Raw genomic sequence first — 21,338 nt, 5'->3', positions numbered from 1 at the left:
CATCCGGCTGTATCAGCATGCGAGAATTAGTTTCTCGCGGGCATCGATGACCATCGCAGTCGGGTCGCGTGTCCATCCAATCATTGCCTGAGAAGACGAAGCCCCAAGGATTGACCCTTGACTCAAACGACGACAACCACAGCTCCGCGCATGTTCCGCGACCGCCGCGAGGCCGGTCGAGCCCTGGCACATCTGCTCGACGCGTACCGAGGAAAGAGCGACGTCGTCGTGCTTGGGCTGGCGCGGGGCGGCATCCCGGTGGCGTGGGAAGTGGCGGCCGCACTCGGCGCCCCACTAGACGCGTTCATCGTGCGCAAGCTCGGCGCACCCGGACAAGAAGAACTCGCCGTGGGGGCAATGGTGCTCGGCGGTCGGGTGGTGATCAACGACGACGTGGTCCGGGCCTTGCGAGTCAACCCTGGCCAACTTCGCGCGGTCGCCAAACGCGAGGGCCGCGAGCTGATCCGGCGCGATGCGGCGTATCGCGGCGGTCGCCCGCCGGTAGAGGTGACCGGCAAGACGGTGATCCTCGTCGACGACGGCCTGGCAACCGGGGTCACTATGCTCGCCGCGGTGCAGGCGCTGCGGGAGAAGGAGCCGGCGCAGATCGTCATCGCCGTACCTGCGGCACCCGAATCGACGTGGCGGGAATTCGCCGGCCTGGTCGACGACTTCGTGGTCGCCACCATGCCGCAGCCGTTCGTGGCAGTCGGCGAATCCTATTGGCGCTTCGACCAAACCACCGACGAGGAGGTGCGCCAACTGCTCGCTACCCCGACGAACCCGGCCGCGGCGATCGCCGCGGAGGCCCCGGCCGATCAGGTTCGCCGCATCTCGATTCATGCGCCGGGCGGTGTCCCGCCCCGCGAGGTGCTGGCCGATCTGATCGGCGACGCCCGCGTGGTACTGATCGGCGAGAGCAGCCACGGCACGCACGAGTTCTACCAAGCACGCGCCGAGATCACGAAATGGCTTATCGCCGAGAAGGATTTCTGCGCGGTCGCCGTCGAGGGAGACTGGCCCGACGCGTATCGCATCAACCGCTTCGTCCGCGGTATAGGTGATGCGACCGCCGACGAGGCACTGAACGGGTTTGCGCGGTTTCCGACGTGGATGTGGCGCAACACGGTCGTCCGTGACTTCGTCGACTGGCTGCGAAAGCGCAATCAGCGCGTCGGTGCCAGGCACCAGGCCGGTTTCTACGGCTTGGATCTGTACAGCCTGCACCGATCGATGCGGGAGGTCATCGCATATCTGGACACCGTCGATCCTGCGGCCGCTGTCCGTGCGCGGCAACGTTATTCGTGCTTCGACCACGTTTCGGCCGAGGACGACGGGCAGGCATATGGATTCGCGGCGGCTTTCGGCGCCGGACAGTCCTGCGAGCAGCAAGCGATTGATCAGCTTGTCGAGCTGCAGCGCAACTCGTTGGAATACATGCGCCGCGACGGGTTGCTCGGCGAGGATGAGCAGTTTTATGCCGAACGTAACGCGATGGTGGTGCGCAACGCCGAAGCGTACTACCGCACCATGTTTTCCGGGCGGGTTAACGCGTGGAACCGGCGCGACGTCCACATGGCGGACACGTTGGACACGTTGCTCACGCATCTCGATGACGAGGTCGCGCCGCAACAAACGTCGCGAATTGTGGTGTGGGCGCACAACTCCCACGTCGGCGACGCGCGGGCAACGGAGGTTTACGCGGATGGGCAGACCACACTCGGCATGCTCGCCCGCGAAATGTATCGGGGCGAGACGCGTCTCATCGGGTTCAGCACCTACACCGGAACGGTCACCGCGGCCAGCCAATGGGGCGGAATCGCCGAACGCAAGACCGTTCGGCCGGGCTTGCCCAACGGCATCGAGGAACTATTCCACGAAGTGGGGACCGACGCGTTTTACGTCGCGATGCGCCGCGAGGGCAGACCAGCCGTAGAACCGCTCGACGAGGTCCGCTTGGCCCGTGCGGTCGGAGTGATCTACCAGCCGGATGCCGAACGGCAGAGCCACTACTTCCATGTCCGGCCGTCCGAGCAGTTCGACGCGATGATCCACATCGACACCACCCGCGCCCTGGAGCCGCTAGACGTCACAAGCAAGTGGATCGCGGGAGAGGTACCAGAGACTTATCCGACCGGCCTCTGAAAGCCGTGCGGCTATCGATCGGTACCAGCGAAAGTGGCCCCCGGGAATCTCCGGGGCCCGGTTTCACGCCTATCGGGGCAGCACGGCCTCGATGGCGCTGATGACCTCGGGGGCGTCGGGTTCGGTGCGGGGCCGGAACCGCTGCACCACCTCGCCGCCTGGGGACAGCAGGAACTTCTCGAAGTTCCACTGGATGTCTCCGGCCTGGCCGTCGGCGTCGGCGGTTTTGGTCAGCTCGGCGTACAGCGGGTGGCGGCCGTCGCCGTTGACGTCGGTCTTCGCCAGCAGCGGGAACGTCACCCCGTAGGTCCTCGAGCAGAACTCTTGAATCTCCTCGGCCGTGCCCGGTTCCTGGCCCATGAATTGGTTGCAGGGCACACCGATGACGGTCAGGCCGCGCTCGCCATAGTCCTTGGCCAGCTTCTCCAGCGCCGCGTACTGCGGAGTCAGCCCGCATTTGAGGCTACGTTGACGACCAGCGTTGCGCCGTCGGACAATTCGGCCAGCGTCGTGGGCCGGCCGTCAAGGGTGGTCAGGGCGATGTTTTTCAGGGTCACCCCGACGACGCTAACGCACTTCAGAGCCAGCCGGTGCGGGCGGCGGCAACCGGCTCGGCGGGGGCCGGGGCCAATTCGCCGTTGCGCACGCCGTCGAGCAACCGTTTCACCGCGGCGACGATGTCCGGGGCCGCCGCGGCGAGTCCCGCAGTGTCGGCTTCGCTGACCTCATCGGGGTCGACGCCGGCCCGGGCCAGGATGGCGGCCGGGTCGGCCAGCTGCTCGGTCAACCAGGTCAGCGGGTCGGCGGACAGTTCGGGGACGAAGTGCCGGCGACTGGGTTCCCAACCGTTGAACCGCGGGTGGTGATGGGCCCGGTCCAGCGTTCCGGGCGGGCTCTCGGTGGACCCGAACAGGTCCACCCGCCACACCGGGCGGGTGAAGGCGATCGGGACGCCCGCGTAGATCGAGCCCTGTGGCTCGGCCCGGTCGACGAGGCGCAGTTCCAGCCTGACGCCCCGTTCCGGGGTTTCCTGACCTTCGAGCGGGGAGGGGTCGATGAAGTACATGTCCCCGACCACCACACCCAGGGATTCGAATCCGAACGCTGCGAGCATCGCGCCCCTTTCCTTGTCCTTCTCGAGGGTAGACCCGGCCCGGAAATGGGGGATCGTCATCACCGGTGCGCGGGCGACACGGTACATTCCACTGGTCTTCGTAATTGCATGGGTGAAGAGCCCCTGGCAACGGCCGGGGTGATTGGTCGCGGTTGCCGCGGCGCGGACGTGAGGGGCGGCGGCGGTCTTGTCGGCACAGTCAGGTTCCGGCTCACCTGTGCAGATCAACTCGCAGCGGACCCCGCCGTACAAGTGGATTGCCGTCGCCGTGCTCGTTGTGTGCGCGCTGATTTTGGCACTGATTTACGGGCAGTTCCGGGGCGACTTCACGCCCAAGACGCAGCTGACGATGTTGGCGTCGCGGGCTGGGTTGGTGATGGATCCGGGTTCGAAGGTGACCTATAACGGGGTGGAGATCGGCCGGGTGGGGTCGATTTCGGAGACGGTGCGTGATGGTAAGCCGGCGGCGAAGTTCGCCTTGGAGGTGTATCCGCGGTATTTGGCGCTGATTCCGTCGAATGTGAATGCCGACATCAAGGCGACGACGGTGTTTGGTGGCAAGTATGTGTCGTTGACGACGCCGGCTCATCCGTCGCCGCAGAAGATTTCGACGCACACGGTGATCGATGCCCGTTCGGTGACCACCGAGATCAACACGTTGTTTCAGACGATCACCTCGATCGCGCAGAAGGTTGATCCGGTGAAGTTGAATTTGACGTTGAGCGCGGCGGCGCAGTCGTTGTCGGGGTTGGGGGAGAAGTTCGGTCAGTCGATCACCAACGCCAACGCGTTGTTGGATGATGTGAATCCGCAGATGCCGCAGGCGCGCAAGGACATTCAGGGGTTGGCGGCGTTGGGGGATACGTATGCCGACGCGGCGCCGGATCTGTTGGATTTTTTGAACAATGCGGTGATCACGGCGCGCACCATTAATGCTCAGCAGAAGGATTTGGATCAGGCGTTGTTGTCGGCGGCCGGGTTCGGCAACACCGGTGCGGAGCTGTTCAACAAGGGCGGACCGTATCTGGCGCGTGGGGCCGCCGATCTGGTGCCCACCGCGCAGCTGCTGGACACCTACAGCCCGGAAATCTATTGCACGCTGCACAACTACCACGACATCGTCCCCATCACCGGTGCCTCGGAGGGCGGATTCAACGGCTACTCGTTGAACATGGACACCGAGGTGACGTCCGGGCTGGGCCTGGTGGCCAACCCGCTGTCGCTGGCCGCTGTCGCCGCGCTGACGCTGGGCCTGGGCGGTGTTGCCGGTCTGGTGGGCGGTGCGCCCAACCCCTACATCTATCCGGAGAACCTGCCGCGGGTGAACGCGCGCGGCGGACCGGGTGGCGCGCCGGGATGCTGGCAGCCGATCACTCATGACCTGTGGCCCGCACCGGAGTTGGTGATGGATTCCGGCAACAGTCTCGCGCCGTACAACCACCTGGACACCGGATCGCCGTATGCGATCGAGTACGTCTGGGGCCGCCAGGTAGGCGACAACACCATCAACCCGTAGACCCCGCCCGGCGGGCAAACTGCTTGCCAGACAATACATCTCGCTTGCCCGCCCGGTTGTGCGCCCACCGGTTCCGCCGGTGCTTTGTTTGTGCCGCTGCGGCGCGGTACATTTCACTGGTCTTATTGCATGCGTGTACAGGGCAGCGTCGGTGGAGATGAGGGCAGGGTTGGCAACCGTGGGTTACCTGGATGACCAACCGTGCCGGTGGCTGCCCGCCGGCCCATCCTCGATGATCTCCGGGCTCGCGGTCTAACGCCGTGCAAGGTTCACCCGTCCAGATCAACGACTCGCGCGAGCCGCCCTACAAGATCATCACCGTCGTCGTGGTGGTGGTGCTCGCGGTGATCTTCACCCTGGTCTACATCCAGTTCCGCGGGGGTTTCACGCCCAAGACGCAGCTGACGATGTTGGCGTCGCGGGCTGGGTTGGTGATGGATCCGGGTTCGAAGGTGACCTATAACGGGGTGGAGATCGGCCGGGTGGGGTCGATTTCGGAGACGGTGCGTGATGGTAAGCCGGCGGCGAAGTTCGCCTTGGAGGTGTATCCGCGGTATTTGGCGCTGATTCCGTCGAATGTGAATGCCGATATCAAGGCGACGACGGTGTTTGGTGGCAAGTATGTGTCGTTGACGACGCCGGCTCATCCGTCGCCGCAGAAGATTTCGACGCACACGGTGATCGATGCCCGTTCGGTGACCACTGAGATCAATACGTTGTTTCAGACGATCACTTCGATCGCGCAGAAGGTTGATCCGGTGAAGTTGAATTTGACGTTGAGCGCGGCGGCGCAGTCGTTGTCGGGGTTGGGGGAGAAGTTCGGTCAGTCGATCACCAACGCCAACGCGTTGTTGGATGATGTGAATCCGCAGCTGCCGCAGGCGCGTAAGGACATTCAGGGGTTGGCGGCGCTGGGGGATACGTATGCCAACGCCTCGCCGGATCTGCTCGACTTCTTGAACAATGCGGTGATCACTGCGCGCACCATCAACGCCCAGCAGAAGGATTTGGATCAGGCGTTGTTGTCGGCGGCCGGGTTCGGCAATACCGGGGCGGAGTTGTTCAACAAGGGTGGGCCGTATCTGGCGCGCGGTGCCACTGATCTGGTGCCCACCGCGCAGCTGCTGGACACCTACAGCCCGGAAATCTATTGCTTGATGCGCAGCGAGCACGATGCGCTGCCGGCCACCGGCGCGGCCGAGGGCGGATTCAACGGCTACTCGTTGAACATGGACACCGAGGTGACCTCGGGCCTGGGCCTGGTCGCCAACCCCCTGTCGTTGGCCGCCGTTGCCGCGCTGACGCTGGGCCTGGGTGGTGTCGCCGGTCTGGTGGGTGGCGCGCCCAACCCCTACATCTATCCCGAGAACCTGCCGCGGGTGAACGCGCGCGGCGGGCCCGGCGGTGCGCCGGGGTGCTGGCAGAAGGTCACCCGCGACCTGTGGCCGGCACCCGAGCTGATCATGGACACCGGCAACAGCATCGCGCCGTACAACCACCTGGACACCGGGTCGCCGTATGCGATCGAGTACGTCTGGGGCCGCCAGGTCGGCGACAACACCATCAACCCGTAACGGTGCGCGCTGGGCTACGCCGCCCACTCGGCACCAAAGCTGCAAATGCTTGGAACAGACACAATTCGCTTGCGCCGGCACGCCGCTGTGCGGTGGTTTCCTGTCGCCGACGCAGTCACCACTCTGTCGGCTTGCGCCTTCCACTCTAACTGCGGATCCTGACTACGCTACCCGACTTGATAAGCCTGCCAACGGGATTGAATTTCACCACCCTCTGGATCATGCATTTCGGCATCATCGATGGACCGCGTTCGCGGGTGCGCTTCTTCGGCCCGTCCACGCCCCGGGTGGAGTACTTAGGTTAGGCTAACGTAAGCTCATGTCCCGGTGGGCGCCGTTGCCTCGATCAAGGGCGCAGTCGCGGTCGGTCGGTAACGATTGAGAAGGGTTCTGCGCATGCGCATCGTGTTCTTCGGATTCCAGACCTGGGGCTACAAGACCCTGAAAGCGCTCACCGAGATGGACCACGAAGTCGTCCTGGCCGTCACCCACCCCTCCAGCCAGGAATCGTATAGGGCGATCTGGTCGGCGCCGGTGGAAGACCTCGCACGTGAGCACGGCATCCCCTTGCATGTCACCGAGACGGTGGACGCCGAGACCATCGACCTGGTGAAGCGGGCCGAACCCGACGTCATCGTCGTCAACAGCTGGTACTACCGGATGCCGGCGGAACTATATACCCTTCCGCCGCACGGAACGCTGAACTTTCACGACTCGCTGTTGCCGCGCTTTACCGGGTTCTCCCCGGTGCTGTGGGCGTTGATCAGCGGCGAGTCCGAGTTCGGCTTGACCGTGCATCGCATGGATGACGGTCTGGACACCGGCGACATCCTCGTCCAGCGTTCGGTTCCGATCGGCCCCACCGATACCGGCACCGAATTGGTGCTGCGAGGCATGGATCTGATACCGGATGTGCTGGCCGAGGCGCTGGACGCGCTGGAGTCCGGCAACGCGGTCTGGCGGCCGCAGGACAAGAACGAGCGGACGTATTTCCACAAACGCTCGGAGCGCGACAGTTTGATCGACTGGAACTGGTCGGCCGAGGAACTCGAGCGCTTTGTGCGGGCACTGTCCGATCCCTATCCCCGCGCCTTCACCTTCTACCGCGGTAAGCGGATCGAGGTCCTCGAGGCGCGTGTCTCCGACGCCGGTTATGGCGGCACACCGGGCCGGGTGATCGCCCAGGAGGAGGGCGGCGCCGTGGTCTGCGGAGCCAATGCGTACCGGGGCCGCAACCGCGGCCTGGTGGTCACCCGCCTTCGTTCCGCGGACGGGGTCGAGTGCAGCGGAGAAAAGTTTTTTCGGCGTGGTGGCTACCTGACCAGTCAGCCATGAGAAGTCAGGCGCCGCAGGCTTGCCTTCTCGGCAACGCCATGGACAACGCATCTGACGCCACTTCAGCGTCGGTGATTCGCACCGTTTCCCTCGGGTCATCAAGTGACAGCGCGCTTGAATACCCGGACAAGATCGACGCGAGGCTGCTCTGGATCGGCGCGGTATGCGGTCTAGCCAGCATGATGGGACACCTGGACGGCACCGCGGTCGCCGTCGCTCAACGGACCTTCGCCGCGGAATTCGGATCCACCCAGGCCGTCGTCTCGTGGACGGTGGCCGGCTACATGCTGGCGTTTGCCGCCGTGGTCCCGGTAACCGGTTGGGCGGCAGACCGATTCGGCACAAAGCGGCTCTTTGCGGGCGGTGTCATGGTGTTCACCCTCGCGTCACTGCTGTGCACGATGGCTCCGAATGTGCTGCTACTCATCGTTTTCCGTGTCCTGCAGGGTTGCGGTGCTGGAATCATGACCCCGCTGTGCTTTGTGATCCTGACCCGCGAGTCGGGTCCCAAGCGGCTCGGCCGCCTGGTTGCGATAGGAGCAGTTCCGTTCCTGCTCGGCCCGGTCGGTGGGCCGATCCTGGGCGGTTGGTTGATCGGCAGCTACGGCTGGAAGTGGATATTTTTGATCAACCTGCCGATCGGGCTCAGCGCCTTCGCGGTTGTGGCGCTGATGTTTCCGAAGGATCGTCCTGCGCCGTCGGAGACACTCGACGTAATGGGCATGTTGCTGTTGTCACCGGGCATGGTGATCTTGCTGGCCGGGCTGTCATCCATCCCGGGACGTCGCGCGATGACCGATCACCATGTGTTGGTCCCGTCACTCATCGGCCTGGCATTGATCGTCGCCTTCGTTCTGCACGCCTGGCGCCGGACCGACGCCCCGCTGATCGACCTGCGATTGTTCAAGAACCGAATGGTCAGACAGGCGAACTTGACGTTGCTGATCTTCGCTGCCACGTATGTAGGAATCTTGCTACTGGTCCCCAGCTATTTCCAGGTCGCTCTGCACCAAACCCCGATGCAGTCGGGAATGCACCTGATCGCGATGGGGATCGGCATCGTGTTGACCACACCGTTCGCCGGCGCATTCATGGACAGATACGGACCCAGCAAGATTGTTCTGATCGCCTTCCCCCTGATGGCGGCAGGCCTGGGCGTCTTCACCATTGGAGTCGCCCGGCAGACAGGGTATTCGCCGACGCTGTTGGTCGGCCTGATGCTTGTCGGGATGGGAGTGGGCTGTGCCGCCACGCCACTTTCGGCCGCGTGCGTGCTGCCGTTGGCGCCCCATCAGATCGCCCGTGGCACAACGGTGCGCAGCGTCAACAACCAGTTGGGCGGCGCCTTCGGAGCCGCCTTGGTGACGGTGCTGTTGACGAACCAATTGGGCATCGCGAACGCCGCTTCCCACCTGGTGCACGCCTACACCGTGGTGTTCGTTGCGGCCACCGCACTGGCGGTGTGCGCGATCGTCGCGGCGGCGTTTCTGCCGAGGGGGACAGCCGGGTGACAGCGAGTCGGCTCAACGATGCCAACGTTGCGGGCGCTGAGTCGCTCGCCTAACGAGAAAGTCCGTCGCCATATGCTCAATTACGGGACGCAACCAGACCTGCTGGGGTCGTTGACCGTTGCGCAACGTTCGATATGGGCCGCCCAAGAACTCCGGCCGGAAGTGCCGTTCAACTTTGCCGGGTTCCTCGCGATCGATCACGATGTCCACGCCGAAAAGCTCATGGCCGCATGTGAATCGGCGGCCACCCGATTCGGCTCGCCCTGTGCGCGAGTGGCGCTGGTCGACGGCGAGCCGGTTTTCGTACTCGATCACTCGCTTCCGCAGACCCTGAACACTCTCGATCTACGTGCCGAGCCCGACCCGGTCGCCGCCGCCCGCGCCTGGATGGACGAAGATTACCGACGCCCGGTCGATCTGGTCGGCGACCGGCTCACCAATTTCATGCTGCTACGGATCGCCGACGGTCTGTGTTACTTCTACCTGCGCACCCACCACGTTCTGCTGGACGGGTATGGCACCAACAACTTCATCCGGCACATCGCCGACGTCTATTCCGGCGCGGCCCCGGCAACCGGTGAGGTCGATTTCTCGGGCTTCGACGTCATCCGCGGCGCGGACCTGAAATATCAGCAGTCGTCGCGCAGCACAGCCGATGCCGAGTACTGGAAGAGCATCGTCCGCGAGCCGCTGGAAATCGTCGACCTGGCCGGCACCCAGCGGTCAGTGCCACCGCGGCATCAGCTGGTGCGTGAGCTCGAGTGCACGCAACGGCTGGCGGAGAATCACCAGTTCGACATTGCCCGGGTCGTCGCGGCCATGGCCGTGTTCATCTCGAAAACTACTGGGCGCCAGACTGTCTCGCTGTCACTGCCGGTTTCGGCGCGCACCAGCGTGGCCCTGAAAAACTGTGCGGGCATGGTGTCGAACATGGTGCCGCTGGTCATTCGCGTCGAAGACCACGACACGATCGGCGCCCTGACCGACCGAGTCGGCACGGCCCTGGTCGGCGCGCTGCGGCACCAGCAGTTCCGGGGCTTCCCGGACATCATCGGCGACGGGGCCCGGCTGGACACCAACGTCGAATTCGGCCCGGTGATCAACGTCCTCGGCTTCGCGGCCCCCATTTACTTCGGGCCCTCGCTGGCGACGTGCAACATTTTGACCAACTTCCCCATCCAAGACGTCGCGGTCAACATCTATCCGCAGTTGGACGACGGCGCACCGCAGGTTCACTTCGGATGGAATCCCGACCGCTACAGCGACGACGAAATCGCTAGGCACATAACCCGTCTGGAGTCCATCTTCGAACGCCTTCTGGTGGCGGACCCGTCGGCGTCGTTGCGCGAGGTGTCGGTCCTCGACCACGGCGAGCGTGATCTGGTCACCTCGGTGTGGTCCGGCGCGGGTGCTACCGCACCCGTGGGCGTGGCACCGGAGTTGTTGGCCGCGGCGGCGTCGGCCGATCCCGACGCGATGGCGGTCGTCGACGGGGGCCGAGGGCTGTCGTACCGCGAGCTCGATGAGTCCTCGACGCGGCTGGCCCGGGCGCTGATCGAGGCCGGGGTAGGTCCGGAGTCCGCCGTGGGCGTGGCGATGGATCGCTGCCTGGAACTGGTCGTGGCGTGGTGGGCGGTGCTAAAAGCGGGCGGAGCATATGTGCCGCTCGATCCGGCGCATCCGGCCGAGCGGATAAGCACGGTGCTGGACACGGTCGCGGCGGTCTGTGTGCTGACCCGCGGCGCCGATACGGTGATCGGGGCCGGCGGGCGCCCGGTGTTGCCCGTCGACGCTCTCGACGTGTCCGCGCGGTCAGCGGAACCGATCACCGACGCAGACCGATTGGCCCCGCTGCGGACCACCAACACCGCCCATGTGATCTTCACGTCCGGATCTACCGGTGTACCGAAGGGTGTGGCGGTCAGTCACGCCGGTCTGCTCGGGGTGGCCGCCCACCACGACGCATTCGGCCTGACCGCCGGCGAGCGGTTGCTGATGGTCGCGTCACCAACCTTCGATGTGTCGGTTGGCGAACTGTTGCTGGCGGTGGCGGCGACGGCGACGCTGGTGGTGGCACCACCGGAAGCGTCCGCCGGCGAACCGTTGACCGCATTGCTGCGCGAACAGCGGATCAGCGCGGCGGTGCTCACCCCGACGGTGCTCGCGTCGCTGGACCGCACCCGGCTGACCGGCGTACGCACCCTGATCGCCACCGGGGAGGCCTGCCCGGCCGAGGCGGCCACCGCTTGGGCGCCCGGCAGGCGGATGTTCAACGCCTACGGCCCCACCGAAGCCACCATCTGGGCCACCTGCAGCCCGGCGCTCGAACCGGGTCAGCCGCTTGGCATCGGCGTCCCCATTCCGGGGGTGCGGGCCCTGGTGCTCGACGCGCAGCTGAACCCGGCGCCCGTCGGGGTGGTCGGCGAGCTACATCTGAGTGGCGCCGCGCTGGCGCACGGCTACCTGGGACGCGCCGACCTGACCGCGGAACGCTTCGTCGCCAACCCATTTGGCGACGCCGGATCACGCATGTACCGCACCGGCGACAGGGCGTGCTGGGGTCCGGACGGCCAGCTGCGCTACCGCGGGCGTGCCGACGGCCAGGTCAAAATCCGCGGCCACCGCATCGAAGTCGGCGAAGTCCAGGCCACGCTGGCTGCACTGGACGGAGTGACGGCGGCGGTGGTGATTGCCCGCGAAGACCCACCCGCCGCCCTGCGTCTTGTCGCATACATCACCGGCGGCGCCGACCCCGCCCAGATCCGCACCCGGCTGGGGGAGCGGCTGCCCGCCTACCTGGTCCCGGCGGCGATCGTGGCGATCGACGCGCTGCCGCTGACGCGCAACGGCAAGCTCGACATCAGCGGTCTGCCGGCCCCCGAATATGCTGCCGCGACCTATCGGCCCCCGGCCGACGCGATCGAGGAGATCCTGGCCGGCATCTACGCCCAGGTTCTGGGGCTGCCGCGGGTCGGGGTCGACGATTCGTTCTTCGACCTGGGCGGCGACAGTATCATGTCGCTGCAGGTGATCGCCCGCGCGCGTGCTGAGGGCGTAATGTGCCGCCCGCGTGACATTTTCGTCGAGCAAACCGTGGCCCGGCTCGCCCGCGTCGTCACGGTCGCGATCGCCGACGACGACGACACGGCTGTCGGCGAGGTGGTTGCGACTCCGATCATGCGGTGGCTGCAAAGCATTGACGGCCCGGTCGATCAGTTCAACCAAACCATGCTCGTCCAGGCACCCGTGGGCGTGGACGAGGCCGACGTGGTGGCCGTGCTGCAGGCCCTGCTGGATCGGCATGCCATGTTGCGGCTGCACGTCGACGACGACGGCGCGGCGGGATGGTCGCTCTCGGTGCCCGAACCAGGTTCGGTGGACGCCCGTGCATCTGTGCGATCGGTGCAGGAGTTGTCCGACGAGGCACTCATCGCCGCACGGTCGCGGCTGAATCCGGGTGCCGGGACGATGCTCAGTGCGCTCTGGATCGCCTCGACCAGTCAATTGGTGATGATCATTCATCATCTGGCCGTCGACGGCGTGTCATGGCGAATCCTGTTGGAAGACCTGAATATCGCCTGGGCCCAGCGTCGCAGCGGACAGCCCGTGTCGTTGCCGCCGGGGGGCACCGCGTTCGTCCGGTGGTCGTCGCTGCTCGATGAACACGCGCGCCGTCCCGAGGTGGTGGCTCAGGCCGTCGCGTGGCGGCAGGTGTTGGCCGCCGCCCCCGCGCCCTTGCCGGCCGCGCAACGCGTCGATACCCACGCCAACGCGGGCCGCTTTTCCGCGCCGCTGGATGTGGAGACGACCCGCGTGCTGCTCGGCGGCGTACCCGCGGCGTTTCACGCTGGGGTGCAAGACATTTTGTTGATCGCTTTCGGGCTGGCCATCGCCCAGCTATCGGGTGGCGGCGAGACGACTATCGGCATCGACGTGGAAGGCCATGGTCGCCACGGCGAGCTGAGCGCCAACGTGGACCTGTCGCGAACCGTGGGCTGGTTCACCGCCAAATACCCGGTGGCACTCGACGTCGGCGGCCTGGACTGGGCGAAGGTCGTGGCCGGTGACGCCGGACTGGGGGCGGTAATCAAGCGCGCCAAAGAGCAGCTGCGCGCCCTGCCCGAGGCGCTCAGCTACGGGCTGCTGCGCTACCTGAATCCCGATGTCGAACTGGGTGATTGCGACCCAACGGTCATGTTCAACTATCTGGGGCGGCTGACCGGCACGGCCGGGCTTCCCGATGAGGTTTGGCGGCCGGCCCTCGACGGTCTGTCGGCGACCGCCGTCGCGACCGCGGTGCCGATGCCGCTGACCCATAGCTTGGCGCTCGACGCCGGCACCATCGACGGTGAGACCGGCCCACAGCTACACGCCAACTGGACGTGGGCGACCTCCGCACTGGACCATGCTCAGGTAAATCGGTTGAGCCAGTTATGGTTCGAGGCGCTGACCGGCATCTGCGCGCACGTGCGCCGGGGTGGGGGCGGGCTGAGCCCGTCGGACGTCTTCCCCGCGCGTCTCACCCAGCAGCAGATCGACGACCTCGAACAGCACGACCGCGTCGCCGACGTGCTGCCGTTGACCCCGCTGCAGCAGGGGCTGCTCTTCCATGCCGCGACAGCGCAAGCCGACGGGGCCGACCTGTATGCCATTCAGCTGACCATCGGCATCGCAGGCCCCATCGATCCGCACCGGCTGCACGAGGCGGTGCGTGCCGTGGTCAACCGACATCCCAACCTGGCCGCCCGCTTCTGCCCGGACATCGACCCGCCCGTGCAGATCATCCCCGCCGAACCCGTGCTGCCATGGCGCTACGTCGATCTCGGCGCCGACCGGGTCGACGTCGAGGATCGGGTTCACGGGTTGTGCGCCGCCGAACGCGCCGCGGTGTGCGATCTGGCCGGCCCGCCGGTCTTCCGGGCGGCGCTGATCCGCACCGCCCCGGACCAGCACCGGTTCGTGCTCACCAACCACCACGTCGTGCTCGATGGGGCGTCCCTGCCGATCCTGCTGCACGAGATCTTCGCCGCCTATAACAGCCAGCACCTCCCCGCCCCGGCGCCGTACCGGAGATTCGTGACCTGGCTGGCCGGGCGGGACCTCGATTCCGCGCACGCGGCATGGCGAGAGGTGCTGGCCGGCTTCGACACACCCACGCTGGTGGGCGCCCCGCACCGGCACAGGCTTGGACGGCGGGGGATGGAATCGCGCAGGCTCTCCGAGCGGGCCACCCAGGCGCTGGACCAACTGGCTCGAGCGCACCGCACCACCATGAATACCGTGCTGCGGGCCGGCTGGGCGCAGCTGCTGATGTCGCTGACCGGGCAGCGCGACATCGTCTTCGGCGCCGCGGTCTCAGGCCGCTCGGCCGACGTGCCCGGGCTCGAATCAATGGTCGGCCTGCTGATCAACACGGTGCCGGTGCGGGCGCAGGCGACCGCCGACACCACCATTGCCGACCTGCTCGGTCAGCTGCACAACGCCTACCAGCGGACGTTGGATCACGAACACCTGGCGCTGACCGACATTCACCGCGTCACCGGTCACGACCAGCTGTTCGACACCCTGTTCGTCTACGAGAACTACCCCCTGGGCGCCGCCGCCTCGATGGAGCTCGGCGAGCTGGCCATCACGGGGCTCACCGGTCACGAATCCACCCACTACCCACTGACCCTGCAAGCCACGCCCGGCCCCGAATTGGCGCTGCGAATCGAGTATGACTCCGACGCGTTCGACGCGGAAAGCGTTGCGGCTCTGGCGGATCGGCTGGATCGGATCCTGACGGCGATGACGGCCGATCCGGCCCGGCGGTTGTCGTCGGTGGATCTGCTCGCCGCGACCGAGCGGGAGCGCCTCGATGAATTCGGCAATCGAGCTGTGCTCGGCCGCCGGGTGACCGGGCCCTCGATTCCGGAATTGTTCGCCGCGCAGGTGCTTCGTACACCCGAGGCGGTGGCGCTGAGTTGCGGGCAGAGTTCCTGGACGTATCACGAGGTCGACCTGGCTGCTAATCGATTGGCGCACTCGTTGATTGCTCGCGGTGCGGGCGCCGGGCAGTGCGTGGCGGTGATGTTCGCAAGATCGGCGGAGGCCATCGTCGCGATCTTGGCCGTGCTCAAGTCGGGGGCGGCGTATCTGCCGATCGATCCCGCGGTACCCGATGCGCGGATCGAGTTCGTACTCGGTGACGCCGCGCCGATCGCGGCGGTGACGACGACGGAGTTCGCCTCGCGGTTCGGCGGGCGCGGGCTGACCGTGATCGATGTGAACGGGCCTGTCGACGTCCAGCCCAGCTTCGCGCCACCGGTTCCGGCCGCCGACGACGTCGCCCACATCATTTACACCTCGGGTACGACCGGGGTTCCGAAAGGCGTTGCGGTCACACATCACAACGTCACCCAGCTGATGCAGGAACTGGACGCCGGCCTGACCGCACCGGGGCCCGCGAAGGTGTCGACGCAGTGGCATTCCTACGCGTTCGACGCGTCGGTCCGTGAGATCTGGGGTGCGTTGCTGCACGGCGGGCGGTTGGTGGTGATACCCGAGGCGGTCGCGGGATCACCCGACGAACTGCGCACCCTGTTGATCGACGAACAGGTCGGCGTGTTGAGCCAGACTCCCTCCGCGTTGGCGGCGTTGTCGCTCGAGGGTCTGGAGTCGGCGGCGTTGATCGTGGGCGGCGAGGCTTGCCCGGCCGAATTGGTGGATCGGTGGGCACCGGGGCGGGTGATGACGAATGCCTACGGACCCACCGAAACCACCGTCGATGTGACGATCAGCGCCCCGCTCGAGGCGGGGGCCGCAGTGGTGCCCATCGGCGCGCCGGTGGCCGGCGCGGCGTTGTTCGTGCTCGACAGTTGGTTGCGGAGGGTACCGCCCGGCGTTGTCGGTGAGTTGTACGTCGCCGGACGCGGCGTGGGGGTCGGATACCTGCACCGGTCATCGTTGACCGCGTCGCGGTTTGTGGCATGCCCCTTCGCGGGCCCGGGATCGCCCGGTGCGCGCATGTATCGCACCGGCGATCTGGCGCGGTGGCGCGCGGACGGGCAGCTGCACTACGTCGGGCGCACCGACGAGCAGGTCAAGGTACGCGGCTACCGCATCGAGTTGGGCGAAATACGCACTGCCTTAGCGGGTTTGCCCGGCGTGAACAGCGCGACGGTCGTCGTCCGCGAGGACAACCCCGGGGACAGACGTCTGGTGGGCTACATCACCGGCGCCGCGGACCCGGCCGTCGCACGTGCAGAGCTGGCCAAGCAGCTGCCGGCCTACCTGGTTCCGGCCGCGGTCGTGGCGATCGATGCGTTGCCGTTGACGGTCAACGGCAAGCTGGACAGCCGTGCGTTGCCGGCACCGGAATACCGCGACACGCACTACCGCGCGCCGGGCAACCCCATCGAGGAGGTCCTGGCGAATACCTACGCCGACATCCTGGGCCTGCAGCGCGTAGGAGTCGATGACTCTTTCTTCGACCTCGGCGGCGATTCGCTGACGGCGATGCGCCTGATCGCCGCGGTCAACAAAGCCCTGAACACCCGCCTGAGCGTGCGTACCCTGTTCGACGCACCCGCCATCACCCAATTGGCGCCCCGGGTTCGCGCGGACGGCGGCGGACTGCAGCCGCTGGTGGCCCGCGAGCGGCCCGCCGTGATCCCGTTGTCATTCGGTCAGAGCCGGCTGTGGTTCCTCGACCAATTCCACGGCGCTTCACCGGTTTACAACATGGCGGTGGCGTTGCAGCTGGACGGCCGACTCGATGCCAAAGCGTTTAGCGAGGCGATTGCGGACGTGGTGGGCCGGCATGAATCGCTGCGCACGGTCTTCCCGCATAGCGACGGTGTGCCCTACCAGGAAATCGTGGCGCCCGAGCGCGCGGACTTCGGTTGGGAGGTTGTCGATGCCAGCGCATGGTCGTCCGCCCGATTGGACGAGGCCGTCGGCGCCGCCGCGCGTCACACGTTCCAGCTGGATACGCACATTCCCTTGTTCGCCAAGCTTTTCCGCGTCACCGATTACCAGCACGTGCTGGTGGCCACCGTGCATCACATTGCGGCCGATGGCTGGTCGGTGAGCCCGCTGGTACGCGATCTGGAAGCCGCCTACACCAGCCGGTGCGCGGGGCGTGCCCCCGGCTGGGCCGCATTGCCCGTGCAATACGCCGATTACACGCTCTGGCAGCGCGCCCAGTTCGGCGACCTCGAGGACAGCGGCAGCCCCATCGGAGTCGAGCTGGCCTATTGGCAGGAGGCGCTGGCGGGAATGCCCGAGCGGTTGCAACTCCCCACCGACCGGCCCTACCCGTCGGTCGCCGACTACCGTGGGGCGAGCGTGGCCCTGGAATGGCCGGCGGAGTTGCAACAGCGGGTGCGCGCGTTGGCTCGTCAACACAACGCCACCAGCTTCATGGTCATCCAGGCGGCCCTGGCCGTGCTCCTGTCCAAAATCACTGCGACCAATGATATTCCGATGGGCTATGCCGTCGCTGGTCGTAACGACACCGCGCTGGACCAGTTGGTGGGATTTTTCGTCAACACCTTGATTCTCCGGGTTGATGTCGGTGGACAGGCCACCGTCGCCGAGCTTTTGGCCCAGGTTCGCACCCGCAGCCTGGAGGCGCTCGAGCACCAGGACGTGCCCTTCGAGTTGCTGGTGGAGCGGCTCAACCCGATCCGCTCCCTGAGCCACCACCCGCTGGTTCAGGTCTCGATGACCTGGCAGAACCTGCGTGAGCACGGCAACGACCCCGCCGCGGGAGTGGACTTGGGTGACCTGCAGATCACCCAGCTGCCGCTGGAGACCCGCACCGCCCGCATGGATCTGACGTTTTCGCTCGGCGAACGCTTCACCGCGGACGGCGAGCCCGCCGGCATCGGCGGCGCGGTGGAGTTCCGCACCGATCTGTTCGACGCGAAAACCATTGAGGGGTTGGTGGATCGCCTGGAGCGGATATTGGTGGCGATGACGGCCGATCCGTCGGGACGGGTGTCCTCCGTGGATGTGCTCGATGCCGCCGAGCATGCGCGGTTGGACCTGCTGGGCAATCGGGCGGTATTGAGCGCGCCCGTGGCAGGGGTGTCGATTCCCGAGTTGTTCGCCGTACAGGTGGCCCGTACCCCGGAGGCGGTGGCGATCAGTTGCGCCGGTGCGTCGATGACGTACCGTCAATTGGACGATGCGTCTAATCGGTTGGCGCACTTGCTGGTTGGCTACGGCGCGCGTCCGGGTGAGTGCGTGGCTGTGTTGTTCGAACGCTCGGCACAGGCGATCGTGGGGATCTTGGGGGTGCTCAAGTCGGGCGCGGCGTACCTGCCCGTGGACCCGGCGGTCCCCGACGCACGCATCGAGTTCATGATCGGTGATGCCAGGCCGGTGGCGGCGGTCACCACGGCGGGGTTGGCCGATCGGTTCGCCGGGCGAGGGGTGCGGCTCATCGATGTGAATGGCCCTGCGGTACAAGCCCAGCCGTGCTCCCGGCTGCCCATGCCGGAGCCCGAGGACATCGCCCACGTCGTCTACACCTCGGGCACCACGGGGGTGCCAAAGGGCGTGGCGACCACGCATCACAACGTGACGCAGTTGCTGGGGTCGTTGCACGTGGGCCTGCCCTCGGGGTCCGGACAGGTGTGGTCACAATGGTATTCGTATGCCTTCGATGCCTCCGTGGAGGAGATCTGGGGTGCGCTGCTGCACGGGTCGCGGCTGGTGATCGTGCCCGAGTCGGTGGCCGCACTGCCAGAAGACCTGCAGGCCTTGCTGATTGACGAGCGGGTGACGGTGTTGCATCAGACTCCCTCCGCGGTCTCGGCCCTGTCGCCGCGGGCGTTGGCGTCCTCGGCGTTGGTGGTTGCCGCCGAGGCGTGTTCGGCCGAACTCGTGGATCGGTGGGCGCCGGGCCGGGTGATGACCAACGCCTATGGGCCGACCGAGACCACGATGTGCGTGGCGGTCAGTCCACCCCTGAGCGCCGGGGCGGGGACACCGCCGATCGGTGCGCCGGTGCCCGGGGCGGCGTTTTTCGTTCTCGACCCGTGGTTGCGACCGGTGCCGGTGGGCACCGTGGGTGAGTTGTACGTAGCCGGGCTCGGACTCGGCGCCGGCTATCTTCGCCGGGCCGGGTTGACCGCATCGCGGTTCGTGGCCTGCCCGTTCGGCGGAGCCGGACGGCCCGGCCAACGGATGTATCGCACCGGGGATCTGGTGCGCTGGGGCCCCGACGGGCAGTTACGCTACCTCGGCCGCATCGACGAGCAGGTCAAGATCCGTGGGTACCGCATCGAGCTCGGCGAAATCCAGGCAGCGCTCAACCGTTTGGATGCGGTGGATCAGGCCGTGGTGATCGTGCGCGAGGACCGCCCAGGCGACAAGCGTCTGGTGGGGTACGTCACCGAGTCGGCACCGGGGGCGCTGGATGTGATTACCGCGCGGGCCCGGCTGCGAGAGGGATTGCCCCCCTACATGGTTCCGGCCGCCCTGGTGGTGATCGATGCGTTGCCGCTGACGGTCAACGGCAAGCTGGACACCCGCGCCCTGCCGCCACCCGCCTACCGCGACGCCGAATACCGCGCCCCGGGCAACGACATCGAACAACTCCTCGCTGACACCTACGCGGAGGTTCTGGGCCTGGACCTGGTGGGGATCGATGACTCCTTCTTCGACCTCGGCGGTGACTCCCTGTCCGCGATGCGCCTCATTGCCACCGTCAACAAAACCCTGCACACCCACCTGACCGTGCGGACCCTCTTCGATGCCCCGACGGTCGCCGGCCTGAGCGGACGCGTGGACGAACACGCCGACGATCCGCGCTTCGTGGCCGTGCACGGCTCCGTGCCCGCCGAGGTGTACGCCGCCGATTTGACGCTGGACAAGTTCATCGATGCTGCGACGCTGGCCGGTGCTTCGTCGTTGCCGCGACCCGGCGCCGAGGTGCGGACGGTCTTGCTGACCGGGGCAACCGGATTCCTCGGGCGGTATCTGGTGCTGCAGTGGCTCGAGCGCCTGGAACTGGCCGACGGGAAGTTGATCTGCCTGGTGCGGGCGGGCTCCGCCGACGAGGCCCGCGCCCGCCTGGAGAGGACCTTCGACAGCGGCGACCCGCTGCTGCTGCGGTGTTTCCGGGAACTGGCCGCCGATCATCTCGAGGTCATCGCCGGCGACAAGGCCGAACCGAACCTGGGCCTGGACGAACAAACCTGGCAGCGGCTGGCCGAGTCCGTCGACCTGATCGTCGATCCCGCGGCCGTGGTCAATGGCGCGTTGCCCTACAGCGAGTTGTTCGTGCCCAACGTGGTGGGCACCGCCGAGCTGATCCGGTTGGCGCTCACCACGAAACTCAAGCTCTTCAGCTATGTTTCGACGGCCAACGTGGGCGATCAGATCGCGCCCGCGGCATTCACCGAGGACGCCGACATCCGGTCCATCAGCCCCAGCCGGAAGAACGACGGCAGCCGCGTCAACGGCTACGGCAACAGCAAGTGGGCCGGCGAGGTGTTGCTCCGGGAGGCCAATGACCTGTGCGGGCTGCCGGTCGCGGTGTTCCGCAGCGGAATGATCTTGGCCGGCACCACGTATGCGGGACAGCTCAACCTGTCGGACCTGGTTACCCGGATGGTGCTCAGCGTGGCCGCCACCGGTGTCGCGCCGCGTTCGTTCTATCGCCTTGACGCCCAAGGCAATCGACAGCGCGCGCATTACGACGGTCTGTCCGTGGAATTCGTCGCCGAGGCGATCGCCACGCTGGGTGCTCAGGTTGTCGACGGGTTTGAGACCTATCATGTGATGAATCAGCACGACGACGGCATCGGGCTCGACGAGTACGTCGACTGGCTGATCGAGGCCGGCTATCCCATCGAGCGCATCGATGACTTCGGCGAGTGGCTACGCCGGTTCGAGACCGGGCTGCGCGCCCTGCCGGATCGACTGCGCGAACATTCGGTCCTCGGGGCGTTGCTGTCGACGAATTCGCTTCAGTTGCAGCCCGCGGAGCCGATCTGGAGTCCCGTGGTCTCGACCGATCGGTTCCGCGCCGCGGTGCAGGACGCGAAAGTGGGTCCCGACAACGACATTCCGCACGTCTCGGCGTCCGTCATCGTCCAATACGCCGCCGGCTTAGAGCTGCTCGGTCTGCTGTGACGCGGGGAACCGTC

At 66.4% G+C, this 21,338-nt stretch carries 7 protein-coding genes and 1 pseudogene; 6 read left to right on the top strand and 2 right to left on the bottom strand.

Going from position 1 to position 21,338, the window contains the following annotated elements:
• The first annotated feature begins 150 nt into the window (after nt 1-150).
• Nucleotides 151-2,145 (top strand): erythromycin esterase family protein, encoded by a 1,995-nt coding sequence (locus ACIUM1_RS08355; RefSeq protein WP_406817594.1) that lies wholly within the window; start codon nt 151-153, stop codon nt 2,143-2,145.
• A 69-nt stretch (nt 2,146-2,214) separates the two neighbouring features.
• Here ACIUM1_RS08355 and ACIUM1_RS08350 read toward each other — a convergent pair.
• Nucleotides 2,215-2,702: pseudogene (locus ACIUM1_RS08350) on the bottom strand (glutathione peroxidase).
• Between the two features lie 20 nt (nt 2,703-2,722).
• Nucleotides 2,723-3,259: a hypothetical protein gene (locus ACIUM1_RS08345; protein ID WP_406816727.1), complete on the bottom strand. Its 537-nt coding sequence runs from the start codon at nt 3,257-3,259 to the stop codon at nt 2,723-2,725.
• A gap of 217 nt (nt 3,260-3,476) precedes the next feature.
• Between ACIUM1_RS08345 and ACIUM1_RS08340 the strand changes: the two genes are divergently transcribed.
• The 5 genes from ACIUM1_RS08340 (at nt 3,477) to ACIUM1_RS08320 (ending at nt 21,324) form a co-directional block, all read left to right on the top strand.
• Complete coding sequence (locus tag ACIUM1_RS08340; RefSeq protein ID WP_406816726.1) at nt 3,477-4,775, top strand: MCE family protein; 1,299 nt, start codon at nt 3,477-3,479, stop codon at nt 4,773-4,775.
• A 260-nt stretch (nt 4,776-5,035) separates the two neighbouring features.
• On the top strand, nt 5,036-6,349 hold the full coding sequence (locus ACIUM1_RS08335; RefSeq protein WP_406816725.1) for an MCE family protein: 1,314 nt from the start codon (nt 5,036-5,038) through the stop codon (nt 6,347-6,349).
• A 396-nt stretch (nt 6,350-6,745) separates the two neighbouring features.
• Complete coding sequence (locus tag ACIUM1_RS08330; RefSeq protein WP_406816724.1) at nt 6,746-7,684, top strand: methionyl-tRNA formyltransferase; 939 nt, start codon at nt 6,746-6,748, stop codon at nt 7,682-7,684.
• Nucleotides 7,681-9,195 (top strand): DHA2 family efflux MFS transporter permease subunit, encoded by a 1,515-nt coding sequence (locus ACIUM1_RS08325; protein ID WP_406816723.1) that lies wholly within the window; start codon nt 7,681-7,683, stop codon nt 9,193-9,195. The genes ACIUM1_RS08330 and ACIUM1_RS08325 overlap by 4 nt, the downstream gene beginning before the upstream one ends.
• A 72-nt stretch (nt 9,196-9,267) precedes the next feature.
• Nucleotides 9,268-21,324 (top strand): amino acid adenylation domain-containing protein, encoded by a 12,057-nt coding sequence (locus ACIUM1_RS08320; protein WP_406816722.1) that lies wholly within the window; start codon nt 9,268-9,270, stop codon nt 21,322-21,324.
• The last annotated feature ends 14 nt before the right edge of the window (nt 21,325-21,338 follow it).

The organism is Mycobacterium sp. M23085 (assembly GCF_045343915.1).
GTDB lineage: Bacteria > Actinomycetota > Actinomycetes > Mycobacteriales > Mycobacteriaceae > Mycobacterium.
The sequence above is the reverse complement of the archived record's forward strand: the minus strand, read 5'-3'. Positions and strand labels throughout refer to the sequence as shown.

What these genes read in the sequence shown, in the direction of transcription:
- ACIUM1_RS08355 (WP_406817594.1), top strand. Translation starts at nt 151, where the DNA reads ATGTTCCGCGACCGCCGCGAGGCCGGTCGAGCCCTGGCACATCTGCTC.
- ACIUM1_RS08330 (WP_406816724.1), top strand. Translation starts at nt 6,746, where the DNA reads ATGCGCATCGTGTTCTTCGGATTCCAGACCTGGGGCTACAAGACCCTG.
- ACIUM1_RS08320 (WP_406816722.1), top strand. Translation starts at nt 9,268, where the DNA reads ATGCTCAATTACGGGACGCAACCAGACCTGCTGGGGTCGTTGACCGTT.
- ACIUM1_RS08325 (WP_406816723.1), top strand. Translation starts at nt 7,681, where the DNA reads ATGAGAAGTCAGGCGCCGCAGGCTTGCCTTCTCGGCAACGCCATGGAC.
- ACIUM1_RS08345 (WP_406816727.1), bottom strand. Translation starts at nt 3,259, where the DNA reads ATGCTCGCAGCGTTCGGATTCGAATCCCTGGGTGTGGTGGTCGGGGAC.